Below are 2,213 nucleotides of genomic sequence, written 5' to 3'. Positions count from 1 at the left end.
TCCGGGCCGGCGAGGGTGTGTTCCCAGTACTCGAGTTCGGTGGTGATGGGGCTGTGGGGGTCGTGTAGGTCGCCGAGTTGGGTGCGTTGCCAGAGTGTGTAGTCGATGTATTGCACCGCCAAAGGCGACCGATTCGGCGCTCGGCCCGCGCACCGGTCGGCATACGCCACACTCAAATCAGCGGCCAGCGGCCTCAGCGACCAGCCGTCAGCAGCGATATGGTGCATCACGATCACCAGCACGTGTTCGCGATCGGCAACTTCGAAAAGCCTTGCCCGCAAGGGAATTTCGGCAGACAAGTCGAAGGGGTAGCATGCCGCCGCGTCGGCCGCCGCATCCAGCTGGGTGCCCGACCACCCGGTCGCATCGACAACCTCCCACCCGAAATCGACCCGCTCGACGGGGATAACCATCTGCCGGGGTGTCCCCTCGACCGTGCCGAACACCGTGCGGAGGCTTTCATGCCGGCCGACCACATCGGCCAGCGCCGCACGCAGCGCCTCGACATCGAGCCCACCGCTCAACCGCAACGCCGCCGCCACGTTGTAGAGCGGGGAGGGGCCCTCCAGTTGGTCGATGAACCACAGTCGTTGCTGGGCATACGACAACGGAATTACCGGGGGCCGTTCGACGGGTGTCAGTCGTGGGAGTCGGCTCGAACCCGCGCGACCGATACCGGAGGCCAGCCGGGCAACGGTGGGTGTGTCGAATACGGTGCGTACCGAGAGGTCGGTGTCGAGTGTGGTGTTGATCGCGGCGATCAGGCGCATCGCCGATAGTGAGTCTCCGCCGAGGTCGAAGAACGAGTCGTCGATGCCGACGTGGTCGAGTCCGAGTGTGTGGGCGTAGAGGGTGGTGAGTATTTCCTCGACGGGAGTGCTCGGGGCGCGATACCCGCTTGCCGCGTATTCGGGTACCGGTAGGGCACGGGTGTCGAGTTTGCCGTTGACGGTCAGTGGTAGCGCGGGCAGTGTCATGACTGCCGCGGGGATCATGTAGGCGGGAAGTCGTTCGGCGAGTTGGGTGCGTATGTCGGTGAAGTTTGCCGTGCCGGTGATGTAGGCGACCAGGCGCTTGTCTCCGGGGTCGTCTTCGCGGGCGATCACTGCCACCTGTTCCACCCCGTCCAATCCGGTCAGGGCATCCCGGACTTCGCCGCACTCGATGCGATATCCGCGGATTTTGACCTGCTCGTCGGCGCGGGCCACATACCGCAGCTGACCGTCGTGTCCCCAGCGGACGAGGTCGCCGGTGCGGTACATGCGTGTCCCGGGCTTCCCGAATGGGCAGGCGGTGAATCGCGTCGCGGTCAGTGCGGTGCGCCGCCAGTATCCGCAGGCGACTCCCGCGCCGGCGACGTACAGTTCGCCGGTGACGCCGACCGGCACGCGCTGTAGTCGGTTATCGAAGACGAACAACGCTGCCCCGGCTACGGGTGCGCCGATCGGCGGAGTTCCCGATCCGGGTGTCAAGGGTGAAGTGAGGGTGACGCACATGGTGGTTTCGGTGGGGCCGTAGCCGTTGATCACCGTGTGTTCGGGTGCCCACTGGTCTATCACTCGAGCAGGGCAGGTTTCACCGCCGAGTATCAGGGTCAGCGGTTCCAGGTCTCGTGGCGTGAGCATTGCTGCCGCAGTAGGTGTTTGGGTCAACACCGTGACGTGTTCGGCGGCAAGCGCATCGTGAAAGTCGTTGGGGGAGAGGGTGGTCGTGTCGGGTATGACGACCAGTCGGCCGCCGTGGAGTAGCGGGGCCCAGATTTCCCACACCGAAATGTCGAAGGCGAGCGAATGGCATTGCGCCCATACCTGTTCGGAGGCGGGTGTAGGGCCGGTGTCCAGGGTCGTCAGTAGTTGGGTGACGTTGCGGTGGGTGGTGGCCACGCCTTTGGGCACCCCGGTGGTGCCGGAGGTGTAGATGAGGTAGGCGATGGTATCCGGGCGCGGCGCCGGTAGCGCGGTGCTGGGTTGGCTGTGGATTGCGGGGTTGTCGACATCGATGATCGGTATGTCGATTCCGTCGAGTCGTCCGGCCAGGTCGGCGGTGGTGATCACGGCCGCCGGTGTGGCGTCGGCAATCATGAATTCGATTCGTGCCCTCGGATGTTCGGGATCGATGGGCAGGTAGGCGGCCCCTGTCTCGAGTACCGCGGTGATGGCGGTGATCGCTTGTGCCGAGCGTTGCATCAGTAGCCCGACCACGCATCCGGGACC

The 2,213-nt window shown here is 65.1% G+C and carries 1 protein-coding gene; it reads right to left on the bottom strand.

All coding sequences use genetic code 11. The features are described 5' to 3' along the window. A partial coding sequence (locus A5780_RS13775) for a non-ribosomal peptide synthetase (RefSeq protein ID WP_156769491.1) occupies nt 1-2,213 on the bottom strand: 2,213 nt, incomplete at both ends.

Source organism: Nocardia sp. 852002-20019_SCH5090214 (assembly GCF_001665865.1).
In the GTDB taxonomy this organism is placed as follows: domain Bacteria; phylum Actinomycetota; class Actinomycetes; order Mycobacteriales; family Mycobacteriaceae; genus Nocardia; species Nocardia nova.
The sequence above is the reverse complement of the archived record's forward strand: the minus strand, read 5'-3'. Positions and strand labels throughout refer to the sequence as shown.